Genomic DNA, 20771 nt, shown 5'->3' with positions numbered 1-20771 from the left:
ACCGTCACAGCGCCTCTCGCGGCCGGCGCCCCACCCGGATGCCCACCGCCGCGACCAGCACGATCGCGCACGCGGTGAACACGATGCCCGCCTCGCGCACGCCGAGTGCCACGGCGAGGGCGCCCACGCCGACGACGGGCAGGGAGATGCCCAGGTAGGCGATCACGAAGAAGGCCGAGATGGTGGCGCCCCGGTGGTCCGGGGGTGCCGCCGCGCCGACCGCCGCGAGGCCCGCGCGGAACGCCATCCCCTGTCCGATCCCGCCCGCCACCGCCCCGGCGAGCAGGACCGGCAGCGACTCGGTCAGCAGCGAGACGCCGACCAGCACGAGGCCCGCGGCGAGCACCGCGCAGCCGGTCGGGAGCGCGGCGCGCGGGCCGAGGCGTCCCATGAGGACCTGGCCGAGGGTCGAGGCGCAGAACACGCAGAACACGACGGCGCCGGTCACGGCGAGATTGTGCTCGCCCAGGGTTTCGGCGAGGAAGGCGGGGGCGACCGCCGTGAAGAGGCCGAGCAGGGAGAACCCGGCGAACGCGGCCAGCGCGCTCGGCCCGAACACCCCGCGCACCTGCGGCGGGATCGTCATGCCCTGGGGGCGCGGCGGACGGCGCCGCCCCTCGTGGTGGACCGTCTCGGGCAGCAGGGCGGTGACGGCGGCCGCGACGGTCAGCAGTCCGAGGTGCACGAGGAAGGGCAGGCTCAGCGGGCGGGGCGCGTACTGCGCGAGGAAGCCGGAGAGCAGCGGGCCGAGGCCCAGTCCGCCCATGTTGGCGGCGGTGGCCGCGAGTGCGGCGCGCCCCCGCCGCCCGGCCGGTGCCAGGTCGAGGACGGCCGCCGTGCCCGTGCCGCTGAGCAGCCCCGCCGAGAAGCCGGACAGCACCCGGCCGACGTAGAGCAACGGCAGCCCCTGTTCGAGGAGGAAACAGACCGCGCTGAGCGCCGAGAGCCCCAGGGCGCCGCCCAGCACCGGGCGGCGGCCCAGGACGTCGGAGGCGCCGCCCGCGACGAGCAGCGCGGCGATGACGCCGACGGCGTAGACGGCGAACACCACCGTGACGATCAGCTCGGAGAACCCGATCTGCTGCCGGTAGAGCCCGTACAGCGGCGTGGGGAGCGTGGTGCCCATCATGCCCACGGCGAAGACGCCCGCGGCGGCCGCGTAGCCCGGCCGCCGGCGCCGGCGGGCGGGCTCGGTGTCGGAGTCGATCACGCTCCACCATAGGCACGGGCGCCCCGCGCGGGACCGGCGCGAATACGCCGGACGTGCGGCATGCGCGGGGCGTGCTCAGTGCTCCGGACGCGCCGGGCTCAGAGCCGCGCGCCCCCGTCGACCCGCAGGATCGTGCCGCTGACGTACGACGCCCGGTCGCTGAGCAGCCAGGCCGCGGCCTCGGCGATCTCCTCGGGTGCGGCCATGCGGCCCAGCGGGGTGTGCGCCGCGAGCCGCTCCAGCAGACCCGGCGACTCCGCCTCCCACTCCCGGATCATCTCGGTGAGGGTGCCGCCCGGGGCGATGGCGTTGACGCGGATGCCCTCGGGTCCGTAGGTGACGGCGGCCGACTCGGTGAGGCTGTTCAGGGCGCGCTTCATCGCGCCGTAGACCGGCAGTTCGGGGTTGGCGCCGTGGCTGCCGACGGAGGAGGTGTTGACGATGGCGCCGCTCCCGGCGGTGGCCCGGATCGCCGCCACCTCGGCGGCCATGGCGAGCCACTGGCCCTTGAGGTTGACGGCGTAGAGGCGGTCGAAGTCGTCCTCGGGTGCCCGGTCCAGCGGGCCGGGCTGCTGGCCGGACGCGCCGTTGTTGAAGGCGACGTCCAGGCGGCCGTAGGTGTCGACGGCGTGCTGGACGGCGGCGCGCACCGAGTCGGCGTCGGCGAGGTCGCACACGGTGTAGGCGGCGGTGCCGCCGTCGGCCGTGATCTCCTCGGTCACCGCCTTCAACTGGTCCTCGGTACGCGCGGCGAGCAGCACCCGGGCGCCCTCACGGGCGAACAGCCGCGCCGCGGCGGCGCCGATGCCGCGTCCGGCCCCGGTGACGAAGGCGACCTTGCCGGCCAGCAGGCCGAGGGAAGTGGTGGTGTCGGTCATGTCTCCGAGCCTGCGCCGTCTCGCGGAACCCAGCCAGGTATCACCGGTACCTGGCTGGATCTCGGCCGGTGCCCCACCGCGCGCGGCGGGACGGCGGAATACTGGACGGCGTGGACAGAGGAGAACTGGCCGGGTTCCTGCGCGGCAGGCGGGAGCGGATCGGGCCCGCCGAGGTGGGGCTGCCCGCCGGGGCGCGGCGGCGGACGCCGGGGCTGCGGCGCGAGGAGGTCGCCGAGCTGGCGTTCATCTCGACGGAGTACTACACGCGACTGGAGCAGGCCCGGGCCCCGCGACCCTCGCGGGAGGTGCTGGCGGGGCTCGCGCGGGCGCTGCGCCTGTCCGACGCCGAGCGCGACCACCTCCACCACCTCGCGGGCACGCCCCCGGGCCCGCCGCCCGGACCGTCGCGCGAGGTGCCGCGGGGCGTCCTCGACCTGATCCACCGGCTGCCCGGCTCGGCCGCGTTCGTGACCTCGGCGACGTACGAGGTCCTCGCCTGGAACGCGTTGACGGCGGCTCTGATGGAGGACTTCTCCGCCGTGCCTCCGCGCGAGCGCAATCTCCTACGGCGCGCCTTCCTCGGGCCGGCCCCGCGGGACGGGCGGTTGTACGGCGTGTCCGACGTGAACGAGTTCGCGCGGTCCGCCGTCCGGGCCTGCGCTCCGCCGCCGCGCGCTACCCCGATTCCCCCGAGGTGACCGCGCTGGTCGAGGAACTCCTCGGCGCGAGCCCGGATTTCGCCCGTCTGTGGGCCGCGCACGACGTGGCGGCCGGGCAGACCCTGCGCAAGACCTTCCACCACCCGGCGATCGGCCCGGTGACCGTCAACTGCGACACCCTGCACCTGCCCGACCGGGACCAGAACGTCGTCATCTACACCGCCGAGCCGGGCTCACCGTCCGAGGAGGCGCTGCGGCTGCTGGCGGCAGGGCGCCTGGAGGTGTCCGGGTGAGGCGCGCCGCACGGAGCGGCGGTCGTCAGGACCCGGGTGAAATCGGACATGGTTCCGTGACGTCGGTCACAGCCTTCTGCTGACCTACGCGGGTCGCTTAGTAGACGACACCTCGACGACAAATGGGATTTGTCCGTCTTGGTGTAGATGTGGATCATTCCTGACCGCATGGGGTGATCTTCACTCGGTGCCACTCTCCGTTTTCGCGAACGCACAGGGTTTCTGACGACACGGCAGGGGTGGGTCGACCCGCTGACGACGGGTCGACCCACCCCTGTCCGTACGCGCCGACCCCTTCCGTCCTACGAGGCGGGGTAGTACGAGCCGCTCTTTGCGCACCCTGTGAACGCCTCCTAAGAATGGCGTCTCGCAGAGCGTCTTCGCAGTTGAGAAGGCGAAGTCCGCGCAATGGCAGTGAGGTCGTACATGGCAAAGCACCGCAAGCAGCAGCAGTACCGGCGGATGGCGATAGCCGCCGTCGCCGTCGGCGCGGTGGGTGTGCCCTCCGCTGCCATGGCCTGCGTCAAGTGGGGCGACGACAGCGGGTCGCGGGCCGGCTCGGCGCCGTACCGCACGGCTTGGGACCGTCAGCAGGACGCCGCGGACCACGTCACCCGGAGCTGGGACCACGCCCGCCCGCAGGGCCACGAGAGCGGTTCGGCCCCCTCCTCGACGACGCCCGGGACCCCGGCCGCGACGCCCTCCGCCCGGGAGCACCGCGAGCACCGTCGCACCGCTCCCGCCCGCACCCACGCCACGACGCCCCGCCCGAAGGCGACCACCTCGGCGCCGGTGAAGTCCGCCGCCCCGAAGGCCACTCCGACCGCCGTGGAGTCGGCCGCCGGTACCGCGTCCCCGAGCGCGCCCAGGCCCGCCCCGAAGCCGGCGAAGACGACCGCCGCCGCCACCCCCGCCCCGGCCGCCACCGCCTCCGGTGCCGTCGCCCAGATCGTGCAGTTGGTCAACGCCGAGCGCGCGAAGGTCGGTTGCAGCGCCCTGACCGTAAACGCCGAGCTGAACAAGGCCGCGCAGGCGCACAGCGACGACATGGCGGCCCACCAGAACATGTCGCACACCGGCTCCGACGGCTCCGACCCGGGCTCCCGGATCACCGCCGCCGGATACCAGTGGAGCGCGTACGGCGAGAACGTCGCGTACGGCTACTCCACCCCGGCCGAGGTCATGGCGGGCTGGATGGCCAGCCCCGGGCACCGCGAGAACATCCTCAACTGCTCCTACAAGGAGATCGGCGTCGGCCTCGCGCAGCCCGGCAGCTACTGGACCCAGGACTTCGGCACCGCCCGGTAGGGCGGTGTCGCCCTGGTCACATTTCACGCGAACCGGGCCCCGGGGTGGCAGCCGTCACGTCGGGGCCCGGGCGTTTCTGATTGGGTTCGCAGCACCGTGCCCCCCACCACGAAGGCCGCTGCCCATGCTCCACCCGCTCACGCACCTGTACCGCGCCGGAAGGGCGCGGCGTACCACGGCCGCGGGCGCGCTCGCCGCGCTGACGGCCGCGCTGGTGACGGCCGGCACGCTCCCGGCCGCCGCCGCGCCAGGACACGGCTCGGACTTCGCCAAGGCGGTGCACGCCGAGGGCAGGGCCCGGGTCGCCGCCGCCGTCCTCGATCTCGACAACCCCGGTCACGAGCCCGAGGTCCACGGCGACGCCGGCCCGTTCGACACGGCCAGCATCGTCAAGGTGGACATCCTCGCGGCCGCCCTCCTGCGCGCCAGGGACGCCGGTCACGGGCTGAGCGCGGCGGAGCGTGACCAGGCGAAGGCGATGATCGAGCACAGCGACAACGCGGCCGCGAACGCCCTGTGGCGGAGCATCGGGCTCGCCCCCGGTCTGGAGGCGGCCAACAGGCGGCTCGGGCTGACCGAGACGAACGGCGGTTCCGGACCCCGCTGGGGACTGACCCGCACCACGCCGACGGACCAGATCAGGCTGCTGCGCGCGGTGTTCGAGCTCGGTCGCGCCACCCCGCTCGACCCGCCGTCCCGCGCCTACATCCGCTCGCTGATGGGGAACGTCGCCGACGAGCAGTCCTGGGGCGTGTCGGCGGCAGGCGCGCACGAGGCGCTGAAGAACGGCTGGCTCCAGCGGAGCACCACCGGCCTGTGGGACGTCAACAGCGTCGGGCGGATCGACAGCGGCGGACACCGCTACCTCGTCGCGGTCCTCTCGGACGGCAACACGTCCATGAAGGACGGCGTCGCCCTGGTGGAGCGCGCGGCCCGCGCCGCGGTCGCGGGCTGAGCTTCCCCGCGACCGCCGGACGCGGCGTGGCGCGCCGCGCAGCCGTGGCGATTCCCGGCGAGGATGGCCCTCTGGGCGAGCGGCCGGGAGGCGACGGACATGACGGTGAACCGGATCGGGCTGGTCGTCCATGCCGGACGCCCGGCGGCGCTGGCCGCGGCGGATGCCGTGCGCGAGTGGTGCGCCGAGCACGCGGTGGGATGCGCCGACATCGACGTGTGGAACGAGGGCGCGCGGCACAGCGCCCGCGAGGAGGTCGCCGCCGCGCACGACCCGGACCTGATCGTCACCCTGGGTGGCGACGGCACTTTCCTGCGCGGTGCCCGTCTGGCGGCGGAGGACGACGCGCTGATCCTCGGGGTCGACCTCGGGCGCGTCGGGTTCCTGACCGAGGTGCCCGCACCGGCGGTACGCGCCGCCCTGGACGCCGTCCGGGAGGACCGGTTCGACCTGGAGAGCAGGATGCTGCTCACCCTGCGCGCCTCCTGCCGCCTGGAGGTCCCCAAGCACATGGAGGAGCTGGTGGGCCACGGGCGCGGTCCGCTGCTCCCGCCGCCGAGGGTGCGCGGTGAGTGCGAGCGAGGCGACGACTGGGGTGTCGCGCTGAACGTCACCGCGCTGAACGACGTGGTCGTGGAGCGGCTGACCAGGGACCGCCAGGTGTCGGTGGGCGTGTACATCGCCGGACAGCTCCTCGCGTCGTACTCCGCCGACGCGCTCATGGTGGCCACGCCCACGGGCTCGACGGCGTACAGCTTCGCGGCCGGGGGTCCGGTCGTCTCGCCGCGCGCGGAGGGGCTGCTGTTCACACCGGTCGCACCGCACATGGCGTTCAACCGCTCGGTGCTGGCCGCCCCCGACGAGCCGATCGCGCTGCGGATCCTGGACCGCTCGGGTCCGGCGGCCGTGAGCATCGACGGCCAGGTGCGCGGGGTGCTCAACCCCGGCGACTGGATCGGGGTGTACGCCGCTTCCCGCAGACTGCGGGTGGTGCGGCTCGGGCCGATGGACTTCTACGGGCGGCTGCGTGAGCGCATGAACCTCACCGACGCGCCCGCCGCGGTGGCCGACGGCGCCGCCGCTCCGCTGTGGCCCGTGCGCACGCCGCCGCCGGGCGATCTCGCCCACCTCGCCCTGCCCTCCGGTCCCGAGGACCGCATGTCGCGGGAGTCCTGACAGCCGGTCGCGTGCCCGGCGGGAGAATTTCCTGCCGGGCGGGAGAATGTGCGCGGTTCGGGGGCACCCGCAAAGACAGGAACTCCCTCACCGCAGGAGGCGGGCCATGATCCTCATCGGCGTCATCTTGCTCATCATCGGCTTTCTCACCGGGATCTCGATCCTGTGGACCATCGGCATCATCCTGGCGGTGATCGGTGCCGTGCTGTGGATCCTGGGTGCCACCGGTCACGCGATCGCCGGCCGCCGTCACTACTGGTGACTCCCGGGCCGGGCGCATCCGGCGTGCGCGATCCGAGGGGCTGAGGCAGGCTACGGGTCAGAGTTCGCACCGCCCGGACCGACCGGAAACTTCGGGAGTGACGCGCCATGCCCTTCGACTCCACGTCCGCGCCGGATGCCGCGCCCGCCTCTCCCCCGCCCCCGCCGCCGGTACGGCCGTGGACCGTCGAGGATCTCCCCGCACTGGACCCCGACCCGTTCTTCGACCAGCTGCTGCGGGACGAACCGATCACCCGCATCAGCCTGCCGTACGGCGACGGGTACGCCTGGCTGGTGACCCGGTACGAGGACGTCCGCGCGGTCACCTCCGACCCCCGCTTCTCCCGAGCGGAGCTGGTGGGACGCAGGGTGACCAGCATGACGCCCCAGGCGGTCGCCTCCCAGACGGCCGGGCTCCAGTACGTCGACCCGCCGCGGCACACGGTGCTGCGGCGGGTCGTCGCGCGTGCGTTCACCGCGCGGAGCATGGTGCGGCTGCGCCCCGTGGCGGAGCGCATCGCCCACCGCGCGCTGGACGGCATGGAGCAGGCCGGTCCGCCCGGCGACCTCATGGAGCATCTGTACACGCCCTTCCCCATCGCCGTGGTCTGCGCGTTCCTGGGCGCCGACGAGGACGACTGGCGCGCCTGGGCGGGCCACTCGGAGGCGCTGCTGTCCACGGCGGCCGCCGGAGAGGACCGCAACAAGCAGGCCCGGGCGACGACCCGCGGCCGAGTGGCGGACCTGCTGAGCCGCCGCCGCGAGGAGCCGCGCGAGGACCTCGCCGGGGTGCTGGCGGCCGCCGCCGCGTCCGGTGAGATCACCGACGACGAGGCGATCTCGCTCGCCATGGCGGTGTACGTCAGCGGCGGTCACGCGGTGCGCAACAACAGCGGCTCGATGATGTACGCGCTGCTCACCCATCCGGAGCAGTTCGCGCGGCTGCGGCGCGAGCCGGAGCTGCTGCCGAGGGCGGTCGAGGAACTCTTCCGCTTCGTCCCGCACCGCAACGGCGTGGGCATCCCCCGCGTCGCGACCGAGGACGTGGAGATCGGCGGCCATGTGATCCGCAAGGGCGAGGCCGTCTACAACGCCTATGTCGCGGCCAACCGGGACCCCGAGGTGTTTCCCGACCCGGACGCGCTCGACTTCGACCGCACCGGCCCCGCGCACGTCGCCTTCGGCCACGGGCCGCACTTCTGTCTGGCCGCGCTGATGGCCCGCATGGAGGCGGAGGTGCTGATCGCCTCCGTGATGGAACGCTTTCCCCGGCTGCGACTGGCGGTCCCGCCCGGGGAGGTCGAGTTCCAGCGCGACGGTCTGATCCGTGGGCCGAGGACGCTGCCGGTCGCTTGGTAGGTCAGTTGTTCGCCGGACCGCGAACGGGGCGCAATGGGTGACTGAGTTCGCAGATGCGCACATACCAGGCATCCGAGCCGGGCAACGATGCTCTGCTGTAAGGCCATTCAGGCTCACGACCGCCCACACAAGTGATTGCAGTCGAGAATTGTCAGGGAATTGTGCGCCGAGGATCACACTCCCGCGAGCACCCCGAACCGGGCGTCGGTGAACGCCGGACGCCGCACGACGGTAGGTTGATCTCCATGAGCGACAACGTTTACTTCGACATCAACATCGACGACAAGCCGGCCGGCCGGATCGTCTTCCGTCTCTACGACGACGTGGTCCCCAAGACCGCCAAGAACTTCCGCGAGCTGGCCACCGGGGAGCACGGCTTCGGTTACGCCGGTTCGCCGTTCCACCGCGTCATCCCGCAGTTCATGCTGCAGGGCGGCGACTTCACCAACGGCAACGGCACCGGCGGCAAGAGCATCTACGGCGAGAAGTTCGCGGACGAGAACTTCTCCCGCAAGCACGACCGCCCGTACCTGCTGAGCATGGCGAACGCCGGCCCGAACACCAACGGCTCGCAGTTCTTCATCACCACGGTCGTCACCCCGTGGCTCGACGGCAAGCACGTCGTCTTCGGCGAGGTCGTCGAGGGCCAGGACATCGTGGACAAGATCGAGTCCTTCGGCAGCGACAGCGGTGCCACCCGGGGCAAGATCACCGTCGCCGAGAGCGGCACGGTCTGACGGCACCCGCCGACCCACCCGCGCCGTGCCCCCGCTCCGGGGGCACGGCGACGCCGGGTTCACGGAGCACGCCACACCATCACGTCGGTGTCCGGCCCCCAGTCCGAGAACCAGCCCTGCGGCGACCGCCCCCGCAGGACGCCCCGCAACTCCGCCTCGAACGCGGCCACTCGGCGCCCGAACAGACGCGGCGCCGACGAGGACAACGAGAACACCCAGGCGACGACGTCGTCCTCGCCCCGCGTCAACTCCCCGGCGCCTTGGACGACATACCGCTCGGGCCCCTGAAACCCGGCCCACCGGAGGACCGCGCTCTCCCCGCCGGGCGTTCCACGCGGCAACACCCCACGCCCCGCGCGCCGTACAGGCCCGAGGTACTCCTTCACCAGCCGGGCGATGCCCTCGTACGGGACACGCGGCCACCCCGTCTCCCCGCCGCCACCGCCGCCCTTGACCTCCGCGACGTGCACCAGCGCGCCGCCGGCCCGGAGCAGGTCCCTGACCGTCGCCGCGACCCGGGGCCGGTCCAACCAGTGGAACGACTGCCCGAAGGCCGCCACGTCGAAGGCGCCGAGCCCGCCCGGGAGTTCCTCGGCCCGCGCCCGCACCCACACCGTCCTGTCGGCCGTGCCCGCCGCGAGGGACAGACGCCGCGCCTCCGCGATCATCCCCGGGTCGGGGTCCACACCGACCGCCTCCGCGAACAGGTGCGCAAAGCGCAGGGTCAGCGTGCCGGGGCCGCATCCCACGTCCAGCAGGCGGCCGGTGCCGTCCAGGCGCAGCGCGCGGGCCAGGACGGGTGCCAGATCGGGGGCGTAGGGCAGCCGTCCGCGCTTGTAGTGCGCGGCCGTTCCCTCGAACAGCGTCTCGTCCCACGTCCAGTCGTCGGCCATGGCTCACCTCACCGTGATCGTAGGCTAAGCTTGATCCTGAGCGAGGCACCCAAACGCAAGTGCGGGTGACACGCCGTGCGTTGGTGGTCCAAGGAAAGACGTCCCGCTTCCTGCGGGGAGATGCAGGTGCAAGGCCTGCCCGGCGCTCCATCGAGAACCCCGTCCCCGGAAGTCAGGGGCGGGGTTCTTTCGTGGGCGGGCGGGAGGTCAGACAGGGCAGGAGCAGGGTCCAGAAGCGGTCCATCCGCTCGCGGGAGAGCCAGTCCCGGTCCCGGCTGCCCAGCACCTCGAACCCGGCGGTCGCCGCGACGACCGCGACCACGGCGCCCTCGGACGAGACCCCGTCCGCCAGTTCGCCCGCCGCCTCGGCCCGGCCGACCGTCTCGCGCACCCACGCCTGCCACCAGTCGAGCAGACCGGCCCGGTGCCGCCGGGCGGGGTCGCCGCTGAGCCGGAAGCCCGCCGAGGTCACGGGGTCGGCGGCGAGCGTGACCGCGAGCTGCCGCGTGGCGCTGACGAGCGCCCCGAGCGCGCTGCCCTCGGCGCGCCCGCAGCGCCCGGCCAGTTCCCGCACCGTGCGGGCCGCGACCCGCTCGACCTCGCCGGCCAGCGCGTCCTTGTCCGGGAAGTGGAAGTGCAGGGCGCCCGTGCTCACCCCGGCCCGCGCGCTGATCGCGGGTAACGAGGCACGGGCGTATCCGTCGGCGGCGAAGAGCTCCGCCGCCGCGCGGACGAGGGCCTGCCGGGTACGGACGGCCCGCTCCTGCTTGACCATGGCGCTCCCCCTTCAGAGCCCCGCTGCGGGAACGAGCCCGCGCCCCACGCCGGTCAGGCGTCCGAGGGCCGCAGCAGCACGGGCAGCGAACGGTATCCGTTGAGCATGAAGGTCGGCAGCGGCTGCAACTCCTCGGGCGCGCAGGCCAGTCGTACGTCCGGGAAGAGCCCGAAGAGCCTGCCGAGCGCGGAGGCCGCCTCGATCTCGCCGAGCGGGGCACCGAGGCAGCGGTGCGGCCCGTGCCCGAAGCCGAGGATGTCGCGCCGGGTGCGCAGCACGTCGAAGCGGCTCGCGTCCGGCCCGTGCCGGTCGGTCTCGTGCCCGCCCGCCGCGAAGTCGACGAGGATGCAGTCGCCCTTGCGGATGGTCACGCCGTCCAGGTCGATGTCCTCGACGGCGAACCTCAGCGGCGAGTACGCGCCGGGCGTGTGCACCCGCATCGCCTCGGAGACGACGTCGGCCCAGGTCGCCCGCCCCTCCCGGACGTGCTCCAGCTGCTCGGGGTGGGTGAGCAGCGCGCCGGCCGCGTTGGTGATGAGGGTGGCGGTGGTGTCCTGGCCCGCGGCGATGAACATGAAGAGGGAGCCGAGCAGTTCCTCCTCGGTGAGCCGGTCGCCGTTGTCACGGGCGGCGATCAGCGAGCTGGTGAGGTCGTCCCCGGGCTGCTCCCGCTTGACCGCCACGAGCCTGGCGAGGAGCCCGAACGCCTGGAGCCGGGCGGCCTCCATCTCGGCGGCCGGGGTCGTGGAGCTGAACACGGTGCTGAGCGCGTCCGAGAGCGCGTCGGTCTCGGCGCCGCGCGGCACACCGAACAGCTCGCAGATGACGCGCAGCGGCAGCACCTCGGCGTAGTCGGTGCGCAGGTCGACCGGGGTGCCGGGGGCCACGGCGGCGAGGGAGCCGAGGAGTTCGGCGGAGAGTTCCTCGACGCGGGGGCGCAGCGCCTCGGAGCGGCGCAGGGTGAAGGCGCCCGCGACGAGCCTGCGCAGCCGGGAGTGGTGCTCCCCGTAGGCGAAGAGCATGTTCTCGTTGGCCACCCAGGGGTACAGCGGCCAGTCCTCGGTGATCTTCCCCTCGACGAAGGCGGGCCAGTGCAGCCGGGCGCTGCGGGAGACGCGCGGGTCGGCCAGCAGCCGTTCCACGTACGTCTGCCGCACGACCGCCCAGGCGATCACGCCGCCGGGCAGTTCGACGGGGACGGCGGGGCCCTGTCCGCGCAGGTGGGCGGCCTCGCCCTGGTGGTCGCGGCCGGTGATGTCCAAGACGTAGGGGCAGGCGGTCGTCTCCATCGGTGTCCTCCCTGGTTCGGTCCTGCGCTCACGTGGTCGTGCTGCGGTGCCGGTCGGCGGGAGGCTCCCGGCTTCCGGGCGGGTCCGTGGGTCGAGGGGTGTGCGGGCCGTCCGGGGTGTGCGGACCCGGCCGGGCCGCCGTCCGGTCACCGGTCGGTGGCGGCGGGCGGGCGGCGACCGTCGACCGGGGCCCGTTACCGGTCGGGGCGGTCCGGGCATCGGCAGGGTGGCGGTCCGGTCCCCGCCCTCCCCACCGCCCCCGGCGCTCAGCCGGTGACGCCGGGCTCCTCGGCGTCCCGGCGCAGGGCCAGGGCCTCGGCGTGGACGCGCTCGCCACGGTCCATGCCCATGTCGAGGCGGACGAGCACGGCGGGGACGGCGATGCTGGTCATCAGATGCCGGTAGAGGTCGACCACGCGTTCCATGAGGTCCGAGTGGTCGTTCATGATCTTGGAGAGCACCTGGGCGCCGGTGAAGGCGGCGACGAACGCCTTGGCGGCGGCCTCGACGTCGACGTGCGGCAGGAGTTCGCCGCTCGCCTTCGCCCGGGCCAGGAGCTTGGCGTTGTGGTCGATCCAGGAGGCCATGGGCACCCGCCGGTCCAAACCGTCCTGGGGCGAGCCCTGGTCCACGGTGAGCCGGACGCTGCCGCGCACCAGCGGATCGCCCTGGCCGAGCAGATGGGCGAGGAGGAAACCCGCGTCCAGCCCTTCCTGGAGGACCAGTTCACGCGGCGGAGTCTCCGGTACGGAGGTGAGCTGGTCGGTGAGGACGGCCTGGGCGAGCTGTTCCTTGGAGGCGAAGTGGAAGTAGAGGGCGCCCTTGGTGACCTTGGCGCGCTGGAGGATCTCGGAGATCGTCGCGGCCTCGTACCCCACGTCGGCGAACACGTCGGCGGCTGCCACCAGGATGTTGCGCCTTGTCCTGATCGCACGTTCCTGCAGCGCCACGGCACACCCTCCGCACTGGCTTCACGGCCCGGTCGGTGACGGAAAGAGACCGGCGGGTACGCATCCTGCCACCCGGCAACTCGCCCTTTCAAGCGTGCGCTCGCCCTCACGTACGAGCGCCGGGGACCCTCACCGCCGGTCACGATAAGACGTGCCGCCCGGTATCACAACGCCTTCGGGGCGACCCGGCGTGCCGTGCGGGGGGTGTCGCATCCCCGTAAAACCCGTTCAGTTTCGGTCAGTTGTCCACTCTGAAGCGCCCACATTACGCAACCGTGCGGTGACCGATTGACAGAGTCTTTGCTTGATAAGCAAACCGGAAGGTCCGTATCTTCTGACACTGCGCATCCCTTCCTGCCGGATCTGCGACCACGGGAGCGGGCTCATGACTCTTCTGACACCTCAGGCAGAACTCCCCTCGGCACCCGGGAGCGACGACGAGCACCACAAAGTCCCTCTCCCTTCGCCCCGTTCGAGTCCGTCCTCGGCGACCGCGGTGGCGGAGCTGACCCGGCTCCTCTTCGACGGCGGAGCCCGCGAGCGCGGGCACGGACGCTGGCGCGAGCTGATCGCCCAGGACACCTTCCGGCACCGCCCGGGCCTCGAGGCCGCCGAGCGCGCCGCACTCTCCTACGCCTGGCTGCGCCTGGTGAACGACACTGCCGGAGCGCCGGAGCGGCTCGCCGACGACCCGGTGGAACTCGCGGCCCTGCACGAGTGGGCGGCCATCGTGGACGGTGGCGGCGGCCTGTGCACGGTGGCGAGCATCCACTACAACCTCTTCCTCGGCAGCCTGCTCGACCACGACGGTGGCCGCGATCTGTCCGACTTCACCTCGCTCCGCCGCGTCGGCACGTTCCTGTGCACCGAGCTGGAGCACGGCAACGACGCCTCGGCCCTGGAGACCATCGCCGAACTCGATCCGGAGACCGGCGGGTTCGTTCTGCACACCCCGCATCCGGGTGCCCAGAAGTTCATGCCCAACACGAGCCTGACGGGCGGACCCAAGTGCGCGGTGGTCGCCGCCCGGCTGCTGGTGGCCGGCCGGGACGAGGGGGTCTTCCTCTTCCTGACCCCGCTGAGCGACGAGAACGGTCTGCTCCCCGGCGTCCAGGTGCGCAGGCTGCCGATGCGCACCGGCGCGCCCGTGGACCACTGCATGACCTCCTTCGACCGCGTACCGCTGCCCCGCTCGGCCCTGCTGGAGTCCGCGCACGGCCGTCTGGACGCCGAGGGCCGGCTGCACAGCGAACTCGGCAACCGGCGCAAGCGGTTCCTGCGCTCCATCGGCCGGGTCACCATGGGCAAGCTCTGCATGAGCGGCGCGGCGATCGGCGCCACCCGGGCCGCGCTCGCCATAGCCGTGCGCTACGGCGGTCTCCGGCAGGTCAGCGGGCCGCGCGCGGGAGAGCGCATCCCCGTGAACGCTCACCGCTCCCACCACGGTCCGCTGTTGAAGGGCCTGGCGACCTCCTATGCCATGACCTTCCTGCACCGCCGGGCACTTCAGGGCTGGACCGCGCACCGCACGGACCCGGACACCGAACGGCAGGCGGAGGCCGAGCGGTTGGTGGCCGTGGCCAAGAGCTGGATCACCTGGAAGGCGCGGGAGGTCACCGTCGAGTGCCGTGAACGCTGTGGCGCCCAGGCGCTGTTCGCGGCCAACGGGCTCTCCGAGTTCCCGCAGTACATCGAGGGCACCGTCACCGCCGAGGGCGACAACACGGTGATCTGGGTGAAGGCGGCCGCCGAGATGCTGTTCGCCGAGCAGCCGCCCGCGGGTGCGCTCCACTCCCCCGCCGGCACGGCCCAGTTGACCGATCCCGGGCACCTGCGCGAACTGCTGGCGCGGGCCGAGTCGATCTGGCGGGACCGGGCGCGGACCCGGCTGCGGCGGGGGCCGTCCGGTGATCCGGTGGCTCGCTGGAACGGCGCCTCCTCGGCGGCCCTGGAGATGGTCTCGGCGCACGCCCGGCTGCGCGCGGCCGACGCCTTCCTGGACGCGGTGGACCGGGCGGCGGAGCCGGGGGCGCGGGCGCTGCTCGGGCGGCTGTGCCTGCTGTTCCTGCTCCAGGAGACGAGCGCCCACAGCGGCGACCTGCTGGCGCACGGGCACCTGTCCGCGGAACAGGTCTGCGGTCTGCCCGAGCTGGTGGACGACGTGCTGCGCGAGCTGGCCCCGCACATGAGCGCCCTGGTGGAGGCGTTCGATCTGCCGGACGCCTTCCTGGACGGGGTGCCGCTGGCCAACTCGGGCGCGGTGTCGCTCGCGGACTACGCTCTGCCGCCCGAGTAGCGGCGGCGTCTTCGGGCGCGGCCCCTGGTGACCGCGCCCGGAGACGCCGTCGTCAGCCGACGAGTTCGGTGAACCGGCGGGTGTCGATGTTGCCGCCCGAGGCGATGACGCCGACGCGGCGCGGGAGGTCGTCGACGCGTCCGGAGAGCAGGGCGGCCAGGCCGGTGGCGCCGCTCGGCTCCAGGACGATCTTCAGCCGCTCGAAGGCGAACCGCATCGCCTCCACGATCTCCTCGTCGCTGACCAGCGCGATGGCGTCCACCAGCCGCTGGTTGAGCGCGAAGGTGATCTCGCCGGGGGAGGGCACGACCTGGCCGTCGGCGATGGAGCGGGGCACCGGGATGGTGACGCGTTCGCCGCTGTCGAGGGAGCGCTTGGTGTCGTCGCCCTCCTCCGGCTCGACGCCGATGATCCGGACGGCCGGGTGGAGGGACTTGGCCGCGGTGGCACTGCCCGCGATGAGTCCGCCGCCGCCCACGGGGACCACGAGCGCGTCGAGTTCCCCGGTCTCCTCCAGGAGTTCGAGTGCGGCGGTGCCCTGTCCGGCGATGACGTCGGGGTGGTCGTAGGGCGGGATCAGGGCGAGACCGCGCTCCTCGGCGAGTTCGGTGCCGAGCGCGTTGCGTTCCTGGGTGTAGCGGTCGTAGGTGACGACCTCGGCGCCGTAGCCCAGGGTCGCCTCCATCTTGGAGCGGGGCGCGTCCTCGGGCATCAGGATGACGGCGGTGGTGCCCAGTTCGCGGGCGGCCAGCGCGACGGCCTGCGCGTGGTTGCCGGAGGAGAACGCGGCGATGCCCTTGGCCAGTTGGTCCGGGGTGAACCGGGCGGCGGCGTTGTAGGCGCCCCGGAACTTGAAGGCGCCGACCCGCTGGAAGTTCTCGCACTTGACGAACACCTCGGCGCCGACCCGGGCGTCGAGGGTGCGCGAGGTGATGACGGGGGTGCGGTGGGCGATGCCTTCCAGACGCGCGGCGGCGGCCCGGACGTCGTCGAGGGTGAGGGAGGGTACGGCGGCCATGGTGGGCTCCCTGGGGTGATCGGCGGTACAAGTGGACGTGAACGGCCAGGTCATCCGGCGTAGTTGTAGACGGTCGCCCGGGAGATCCCGAGCAGGTCCGCGATGGTCCGGGCGGCGTCCCGGGAGGCGAAGTAGCCGTCACGGTGGAGGCGGCGCACCAGTTCCCGCTTGGCATCGCGGCTCAGGGACCTCGGAGTGCCCCCGCTGCGGGCGGCGTACGACTCGACGGCGGTGCGCAGTTCGCGGGCGGTGCGGTCGCCGAGCGACTCCGGTGGCTCGTCGGGGTGTTCGGTGCCGGTGGCGACGAGACGGCCGAGGGTGAGGGCGACCGGCGAGAGCACGGAGACGTCGAGGTTGAGGCAGAGGGCGGCGACGTAGTCGCCGGCGGAGTTCCTGATGCCGATGGAGGTGCTCTTGGCGGGGCGGCCGTCGGGGAAGCGGTTGGGGTAGTTCTGGACGACGCCCGGGTAGCGCGGGTCGGCGATGCGGGCGAGCCCCAACTCGGTTGCGGGGTCGCCCACGTGGCGTCCGGAGAGGTTGTTCTCTATCGCGCGGATCGCGTGCTCGGGGTCGCGCAGGTCGTGCAGCACCACTTCGCACAGCCCGGGAAACATCCGCCCGAGCGCGACGGCGATCTTCTCGGTCTCCCGGATCAGATGCTCGTCCGCGTCGCGCCCGTCGGCATCGGGGTGCTCCATGAACGGTCCTCCGCTCGCAGGGGAGTTGACGACCCGCATGAACAGCGCGTCTGGACCGGATGTCCAGTTCTGGACAATACATCCAAGCACCGATCCGCACCACGGCTTTGCGCGCACCCCCTCTGCCGCTCCACGCGCGCCCGCGCCTCCCACCCCCTCGCTCTTCGCCCAACCCGCAAAACATGTGAAGAACGTGGTATACGATCTTCACGCGAGCAACACAATTGATCTCTAGGGGGGATTCCTTTGCGCGCACGCCTGGCCGCCACGGCCGTCGCCGTCGCTCTCGCCGGTGCCTTCTTCAGCGCTCCGTCCGCGTCCGCGGCGACGTCGCTGCCGTCCACGAACACGGCCCACCACTGTGTGCACCACACCACCGGGGTCTGCGGCTGGACGCACCACCAGAAGCCGAAGGACAAGTACGAGACGGCGAAGTGCAAGGACGCCTCGGTGTCGTACTCGAAGCACTCGCAGGGCACCTGCTCGCACCACCGTGGTGTGAAGTACTGGTTCAAGTAGGCCGGCCCCGGCGGCCGTCACGGGGGTGACGGCCCCTTGTGCGGGTGGGTCCGGTGACTCATGATCGGGCGGACCCGTGTCCCGGCGGAACGGCAGTTGTGCCGTGCCTCCGGGACTTCGCCGTCTCCTGGAGCCGCCATGACACCCCCCACGGCCGTACCGTCCACGGACTCCCCCGGCAGCCGCCGTCTCGCCCTCGTCGGCGGATCGCTCGGCAATCTCGTCGAGTGGTACGACTGGTTCGTCTACGCCAGTTTCGCGATCTACTTCGCCGACTCCTTCTTCCCGGGCGACAACCCGACGACCCAACTGCTCAACACCGCGGGCATCTTCGCCGTCGGCTTCCTGATGCGCCCGGTGGGCGGATGGATTCTCGGGCGGGCCGCCGACCGGCACGGCCGCAAGAGCGCGCTCACCCTGACCGTCACGATGATGTCGGTGGCCGCGCTGCTCATCGCCGTGGCCCCCACCTACGGCCAGGTCGGCTACTTCGGGGCTCTCGTCCTCCTGCTCGCCCGGCTGCTCCAGGGGCTCAGCATCGGCGGCGAGTACGCGGCCAGCGCCACCTATCTCACCGAGGCGTCCGCCCGGAACCGGCGCGGGCTCGGCTCCTCCTTCCAGTACGTGTCGATGACCTGCGGCCAGCTCCTTGGCCTCGCCATCCTGATCACGTTGCAGCACACCCTGACCGAGGACCAGTTGAAGAGCTGGGGCTGGCGTCTTCCGTTCCTGCTCGGCGCGGTGTTCGCGCTGGTGGTGTTCTGGCTGCGGCGACGGCTGACGGAGACGGCGGCGTTCACCGAGGAGGCGGCCGGCGAGAGCGCGCAGACCGCGCGCGGCACGCTCACCGCGCTGTGGGAGCACCGCCGCGAGGCGGGCCTGGTCATGGCGCTCACCCTGGGCGGCACGGTGGCGTACTACACGTACACCACGTATCTCACGAAGTATCTGATCGGCAGCGCGGGCATGGCCAAGTCGACCGCCACATTGGTGAGTTTCACCGCGCTCACCGTCTTCGCGCTGCTCCAGCCGCTGGCCGGGGCGCTCTCCGACCGGATCGGCCGCAGGCCGCTGCTGATCACCTTCGCGGTGGGCTGCACGGTGGGCACCTATCCCATCATGACGGCGCTCGGCTCGGCGTCCTCCTTCTGGCCCGCGCTGGGTCTGTCCCTGCTGGCCCTGGTGATCGTCACCGGCTACACCTCGATCAACGCGGCGGTGAAGGCCGAGCTGTTCCCCACCCGCGTCCGCGCCCTCGGCGTCGCCCTCCCCTACGCCGTCGCCAACGCCCTCTTCGGCGGCACGGCGGAATACGTAGCCCTGTGGTTCAAGGACGCGGGCCACGAGCGCCTCTTCTTCTGGTACGTCTCCGGCTGCGCGCTGATCTCGCTGGTGACGTACGTCCTCATGCCGGACACCCGGGACGCGGCGCTGAGCAAGGCGGAGGCGCAGCCCGGCGGGAAGGTCCCCGCGCTATAGCTGATGCGTCCAGGCGACCACGAACACGACCGCCCCGGCCGACAGCAGCAGGGCGACGGGCAGCGCCCAGGCGCCGGTCCGCTCACCCCGGACGAACCGGGCGCCCAGGCGGTCGTGCAGATACGCGACGAACCACAGCAGGCCCAGGCCCCCGGCCACGACGGGCAGGCTGATCAGGAAGTGCGCCAGCCAGGCCCCGGCGCGCGTCGGCCCGCCCCACGAGTGGTCGTACGGTCCCTGGTCGACCAGCCCGTACAGCGCGCCGCGCGCGATGACCAGCACTTCCGTGCCGACCAGGACGAGCGAGACGGCGCCGAGCGCGATGCCCGACCCGGCGTGCAGCAGTCGGCGTAAGCGCTGGTGGCCAGGGCCCGTCAGCACGGTGGTGGAGCGGCCCACACTGACCGGAAGGAGGGCGGCGGCCCGGAGGATGTCGGTGGCCACTGATCTGATCGGTGTCATGCCAGGACGCTAGGCCGCCGGGCCGGGGCGCCGCCTCGTGCGGGGGCACGATCGCGGCCCCCGTGACGGGCTCCGGGTCTCCCCCATGTCGCGCTCAGGGTCTTCCCCTACGGCGCGGTGGGGGCCTCCTCCCGCGGCGTCTCCGTCAGGCCCAGCCCCCGGCGGCCCGTCTCGTTCAGGGACTCGGCGCCGAACCGGTCCGGCCAGGTGCGCTCGTAGTGCTCCTCGGGGAAGTCGGAGGGGCTGGAGCCGGTGAGGAAGGCGGCGCGGACCGAGTCGGCGTACTCCTCGTTGCGGGGGCACCAGGGGGCGGCGGGGATGTACATGACGTTGCCCCAGCCCTGCTGGTCCTGGACGGGGGCCACGCTGTGGATCATGTCGCAGTGCCACCAGACGGAGTCCCCGGCGCGCACGTCCGGGATGCCGGAGAGGGCTTCCAGGAGCAGGGGGTGCCACTTCTCGCTCGCGGGGAAGACCTGGTTGACGGTGACCCCGCACATGTCGTCCTCGGGAACGTCGGCGAGCAGCGGGCGGAGCATCAGCAGGGCCATGGCCTCGGGCACCGGCACGGTGTGCAGGACGCCCTGGTCGTGGTCCATGTCGGACAGCGCGGTCCAGCCCTGGAACGTGCGGAACGCCGAGCACATCGTCGAGCCGGGGTACTGCGGTCCCGCCGTGCGGTGGGCCGGGTTCCAGGGGTCGTACTCCTCGACCGTGCCGTCGAAGAGGTGGTGGAAGGCGCGCTGGTAGGCGCCGGTCATCCACAGGTCGAGGGTGCCGGGGTCGCAGTGGGCGCCGAGGCCCGCGGAGTCGGCGCCCGGCGGACGGCGGCGGATGCGGTCCGGGTAGAGCGCGTCGCGGTCGGGGTCGAACCACTGGACCCCGTCGGCGGTGTGCTTCCAGAAGGAGTTGAGGAAGGACTGGACGCGGGCCATGCGGTCGCTCTGCCGGGCCTCCATCTGGGCCGGGGACCAGTAGACCGGGTAGATCTCGGGGCGGGAGCCGACGCTGCCGAAGAAGTCGTCGCCGGGGCCCCGGTAGTTCTCGAAGAACCGGTTCCCCTCGACGTAGTCCACGATCCCGGCGTCCCACGCCAGGGCCCGCTCGCGCGGGAAGTGGCCACGCACCACGAGACAGCCGCGCCGCTCGACGGCCGCGAGCTGCTCCGGGGTCACGGTGCCGTGCTCGATGTCGGCGTACTCGATCACGGGCCAGACCGGCTCGCCCGCCTCGCGCGCCGCCCGGATCTCGGCGACCCGCTCGGCGACCCGCCGCTCGGCGACGGCGTAGACCTCCTCGACGGTCCGGCCCGACGCCTCGATACGGGCGCGCAGCGCGGCCTTGATCGTGCGGATCGCGGCGGGAAGATCCTCGGGCACGGTTTCCCAGTGCGGCAACTCCCCCGTCTGGGGCTGCTGTTCAGCGGCGAGCGTCATCGCCCGGCTCCTTCGGTACGGCTCTGCGTGGGTGACGTACTGCGGCACGGGCTCCCGTCCGACGATTTAGTCAGGAGTCCTTACCAATCCCCACGTTAGGCATCCCGGCAGGTTTAGGCA

Annotated in this window: 19 protein-coding genes and 1 pseudogene; 10 read left to right on the top strand and 10 right to left on the bottom strand. The window is 72.6% G+C overall.

Annotated features, from left to right (window positions below; all coding sequences use genetic code 11):
• Nucleotides 1-4: 4 nt before the first annotated feature.
• Together ACWEEU_RS07240 and ACWEEU_RS07235 are read right to left on the bottom strand one after the other, a co-directional pair.
• Nucleotides 5-1210: an MFS transporter gene (locus ACWEEU_RS07240; protein ID WP_451729467.1), complete on the bottom strand. Its 1206-nt coding sequence runs from the start codon at nt 1208-1210 to the stop codon at nt 5-7.
• A gap of 98 nt (nt 1211-1308) precedes the next feature.
• Complete coding sequence (locus ACWEEU_RS07235; RefSeq protein WP_451729464.1) at nt 1309-2088, bottom strand: SDR family NAD(P)-dependent oxidoreductase; 780 nt, start codon at nt 2086-2088, stop codon at nt 1309-1311.
• Between the two features lie 110 nt (nt 2089-2198).
• On the opposite strand from ACWEEU_RS07235, the pseudogene ACWEEU_RS07230 reads away from it, so the two are divergent.
• From ACWEEU_RS07230 to ACWEEU_RS07200, 7 genes and pseudogenes are all read left to right on the top strand, one after another.
• Nucleotides 2199-3040, top strand: a pseudogene (locus tag ACWEEU_RS07230) (helix-turn-helix transcriptional regulator).
• A gap of 426 nt (nt 3041-3466) precedes the next feature.
• Nucleotides 3467-4348 (top strand): CAP domain-containing protein, encoded by an 882-nt coding sequence (locus ACWEEU_RS07225; RefSeq protein WP_451729461.1) that lies wholly within the window; start codon nt 3467-3469, stop codon nt 4346-4348.
• Between the two features lie 124 nt (nt 4349-4472).
• Nucleotides 4473-5303: a serine hydrolase gene (locus tag ACWEEU_RS07220; RefSeq protein ID WP_451729458.1), complete on the top strand. Its 831-nt coding sequence runs from the start codon at nt 4473-4475 to the stop codon at nt 5301-5303.
• A gap of 99 nt (nt 5304-5402) precedes the next feature.
• Nucleotides 5403-6479 (top strand): NAD(+)/NADH kinase, encoded by a 1077-nt coding sequence (locus ACWEEU_RS07215; protein ID WP_451729455.1) that lies wholly within the window; start codon nt 5403-5405, stop codon nt 6477-6479.
• A 106-nt stretch (nt 6480-6585) separates the two neighbouring features.
• On the top strand, nt 6586-6741 hold the full coding sequence (locus tag ACWEEU_RS07210; RefSeq protein ID WP_385748457.1) for a DUF6131 family protein: 156 nt from the start codon (nt 6586-6588) through the stop codon (nt 6739-6741).
• A gap of 107 nt (nt 6742-6848) precedes the next feature.
• Nucleotides 6849-8099 (top strand): cytochrome P450, encoded by a 1251-nt coding sequence (locus tag ACWEEU_RS07205; protein ID WP_451729452.1) that lies wholly within the window; start codon nt 6849-6851, stop codon nt 8097-8099.
• Between the two features lie 245 nt (nt 8100-8344).
• Nucleotides 8345-8836, top strand: a complete 492-nt coding sequence (locus ACWEEU_RS07200) for a peptidylprolyl isomerase (RefSeq protein ID WP_385748462.1) — start codon at nt 8345-8347, stop codon at nt 8834-8836.
• Between the two features lie 59 nt (nt 8837-8895).
• Here the strand turns inward: ACWEEU_RS07200 and ACWEEU_RS07195 are convergent, their stop codons facing one another.
• From ACWEEU_RS07195 to ACWEEU_RS07180, 4 genes are all read right to left on the bottom strand, one after another.
• Nucleotides 8896-9729 (bottom strand): class I SAM-dependent methyltransferase, encoded by an 834-nt coding sequence (locus ACWEEU_RS07195; RefSeq protein WP_451729448.1) that lies wholly within the window; start codon nt 9727-9729, stop codon nt 8896-8898.
• A 172-nt stretch (nt 9730-9901) separates the two neighbouring features.
• Nucleotides 9902-10504 carry a ScbR family autoregulator-binding transcription factor gene (locus tag ACWEEU_RS07190; protein WP_451729445.1) on the bottom strand — a complete coding sequence of 201 codons (603 nt, stop codon included), beginning with the start codon at nt 10502-10504 and terminating at the stop codon, nt 9902-9904.
• Between the two features lie 53 nt (nt 10505-10557).
• On the bottom strand, nt 10558-11793 hold the full coding sequence (locus tag ACWEEU_RS07185) for a cytochrome P450 family protein (RefSeq protein ID WP_451729442.1): 1236 nt from the start codon (nt 11791-11793) through the stop codon (nt 10558-10560).
• A 266-nt stretch (nt 11794-12059) separates the two neighbouring features.
• Nucleotides 12060-12743 (bottom strand): ScbR family autoregulator-binding transcription factor, encoded by a 684-nt coding sequence (locus ACWEEU_RS07180; protein ID WP_385748472.1) that lies wholly within the window; start codon nt 12741-12743, stop codon nt 12060-12062.
• A gap of 385 nt (nt 12744-13128) precedes the next feature.
• On the opposite strand from ACWEEU_RS07180, the gene ACWEEU_RS07175 reads away from it, so the two are divergent.
• A complete protein-coding gene (locus tag ACWEEU_RS07175) occupies nt 13129-15039 on the top strand; it encodes an acyl-CoA dehydrogenase family protein (protein WP_451729438.1) in 1911 nt (636 codons plus the stop codon).
• Between the two features lie 52 nt (nt 15040-15091).
• Here the strand turns inward: ACWEEU_RS07175 and ACWEEU_RS07170 are convergent, their stop codons facing one another.
• Together ACWEEU_RS07170 and ACWEEU_RS07165 are read right to left on the bottom strand one after the other, a co-directional pair.
• Nucleotides 15092-16057, bottom strand: a complete 966-nt coding sequence (locus ACWEEU_RS07170) for a threo-3-hydroxy-L-aspartate ammonia-lyase (protein WP_451729435.1) — start codon at nt 16055-16057, stop codon at nt 15092-15094.
• Nucleotides 16058-16107: 50 nt separating this feature from the next.
• Nucleotides 16108-16755, bottom strand: coding sequence for a helix-turn-helix transcriptional regulator (locus tag ACWEEU_RS07165; RefSeq protein WP_385748479.1), 648 nt, complete (start codon nt 16753-16755; stop codon nt 16108-16110).
• Between the two features lie 246 nt (nt 16756-17001).
• Here ACWEEU_RS07165 and ACWEEU_RS07160 point away from each other — a divergent pair, with 246 nt between their 5' ends.
• Both ACWEEU_RS07160 and ACWEEU_RS07155 read left to right on the top strand, forming a co-directional pair.
• Nucleotides 17002-17274, top strand: a complete 273-nt coding sequence (locus ACWEEU_RS07160) for a DUF3761 domain-containing protein (protein WP_385748482.1) — start codon at nt 17002-17004, stop codon at nt 17272-17274.
• A gap of 138 nt (nt 17275-17412) precedes the next feature.
• Nucleotides 17413-18753, top strand: a complete 1341-nt coding sequence (locus ACWEEU_RS07155) for an MFS transporter (RefSeq protein ID WP_385748485.1) — start codon at nt 17413-17415, stop codon at nt 18751-18753.
• Here ACWEEU_RS07155 and ACWEEU_RS07150 read toward each other — a convergent pair.
• Both ACWEEU_RS07150 and ACWEEU_RS07145 read right to left on the bottom strand, forming a co-directional pair.
• Nucleotides 18748-19215, bottom strand: a complete 468-nt coding sequence (locus ACWEEU_RS07150; protein ID WP_385748487.1) for a hypothetical protein — start codon at nt 19213-19215, stop codon at nt 18748-18750. The genes ACWEEU_RS07155 and ACWEEU_RS07150 overlap by 6 nt on opposite strands.
• A gap of 107 nt (nt 19216-19322) precedes the next feature.
• Nucleotides 19323-20651 (bottom strand): DUF1479 domain-containing protein, encoded by a 1329-nt coding sequence (locus ACWEEU_RS07145; protein WP_451729429.1) that lies wholly within the window; start codon nt 20649-20651, stop codon nt 19323-19325.
• Nucleotides 20652-20771 lie beyond the last annotated feature (120 nt).

The sequence above is a fragment of the Streptomyces sp. NPDC005004 genome (genome assembly GCF_053600675.1).
Note: the sequence above shows the minus strand (reverse complement) of the source record. Positions and strands in the feature narration are given on the sequence as shown.

Coding starts and splice junctions, on each gene's coding strand:
- ACWEEU_RS07225 (WP_451729461.1), top strand. CDS start 3,467: ATGGCAAAGCACCGCAAGCAGCAGCAGTACCGGCGGATGGCGATAGCC.
- ACWEEU_RS07210 (WP_385748457.1), top strand. CDS start 6,586: ATGATCCTCATCGGCGTCATCTTGCTCATCATCGGCTTTCTCACCGGG.
- ACWEEU_RS07165 (WP_385748479.1), bottom strand. CDS start 16,755: ATGGAGCACCCCGATGCCGACGGGCGCGACGCGGACGAGCATCTGATC.
- ACWEEU_RS07155 (WP_385748485.1), top strand. CDS start 17,413: ATGACACCCCCCACGGCCGTACCGTCCACGGACTCCCCCGGCAGCCGC.
- ACWEEU_RS07150 (WP_385748487.1), bottom strand. CDS start 19,215: ATGACACCGATCAGATCAGTGGCCACCGACATCCTCCGGGCCGCCGCC.
- ACWEEU_RS07200 (WP_385748462.1), top strand. CDS start 8,345: ATGAGCGACAACGTTTACTTCGACATCAACATCGACGACAAGCCGGCC.
- ACWEEU_RS07195 (WP_451729448.1), bottom strand. CDS start 9,729: ATGGCCGACGACTGGACGTGGGACGAGACGCTGTTCGAGGGAACGGCC.
- ACWEEU_RS07205 (WP_451729452.1), top strand. CDS start 6,849: ATGCCCTTCGACTCCACGTCCGCGCCGGATGCCGCGCCCGCCTCTCCC.
- ACWEEU_RS07145 (WP_451729429.1), bottom strand. CDS start 20,651: ATGACGCTCGCCGCTGAACAGCAGCCCCAGACGGGGGAGTTGCCGCAC.
- ACWEEU_RS07170 (WP_451729435.1), bottom strand. CDS start 16,057: ATGGCCGCCGTACCCTCCCTCACCCTCGACGACGTCCGGGCCGCCGCC.
- ACWEEU_RS07190 (WP_451729445.1), bottom strand. CDS start 10,504: ATGGTCAAGCAGGAGCGGGCCGTCCGTACCCGGCAGGCCCTCGTCCGC.
- ACWEEU_RS07235 (WP_451729464.1), bottom strand. CDS start 2,088: ATGACCGACACCACCACTTCCCTCGGCCTGCTGGCCGGCAAGGTCGCC.
- ACWEEU_RS07175 (WP_451729438.1), top strand. CDS start 13,129: ATGACTCTTCTGACACCTCAGGCAGAACTCCCCTCGGCACCCGGGAGC.
- ACWEEU_RS07215 (WP_451729455.1), top strand. CDS start 5,403: ATGACGGTGAACCGGATCGGGCTGGTCGTCCATGCCGGACGCCCGGCG.
- ACWEEU_RS07185 (WP_451729442.1), bottom strand. CDS start 11,793: ATGGAGACGACCGCCTGCCCCTACGTCTTGGACATCACCGGCCGCGAC.
- ACWEEU_RS07220 (WP_451729458.1), top strand. CDS start 4,473: ATGCTCCACCCGCTCACGCACCTGTACCGCGCCGGAAGGGCGCGGCGT.